Source organism: Micromonospora sp. CMU55-4 (genome assembly GCF_011602315.1).
Lineage (GTDB): Bacteria > Actinomycetota > Actinomycetes > Mycobacteriales > Micromonosporaceae > Micromonospora > Micromonospora chalcea.
The window spans coordinates 1-365 of record NZ_JAAOLH010000064.1 but is presented as its reverse complement, the minus strand read 5'-3'; the positions used below and the strand labels follow the sequence as shown (position 1 = coordinate 365).

General features: G+C 66.8%; 1 pseudogene. It reads right to left on the bottom strand.

Annotated elements, in window-relative coordinates:
• Positions 1-365 (bottom strand): annotated as a pseudogene (locus tag HA073_RS30260) (hypothetical protein); the annotation flags it as partial.

Genomic DNA, 365 nt, shown 5'->3' with positions numbered 1-365 from the left:
GGGTACTTGAACTCGTTGGCGTTGCCGCCCTTGATTGTGAGGTCCTTGAGGGTGAGGTCGCCGCCGTCGCGGACGCGGAAGATGCGGAAGGTGTCTTCGGCGTCGCGCTTGATGGTGGAGCCGTTGCCCTTGATGGTGACGTCCTGCTTGATCTCGGGCAGGGCGGAGCCGAACTTGCGGTCCTTGACGCCGAGTTCGTAGGTGCAGTTCTCGGCGAGCTTGAGGGTGCCGCCGTGGTCGCGGTTGGCCAGTTCGAGGGCGTCGATCAGGGCGTCGTCGTCGCAGGCGACCTCGCGGGTCTTGCCGTGGTCGTCCTTGCCGTCCTTGCCCCAGTCGCCCTTGTCCGGGCCCCACTCGCCGCGGTC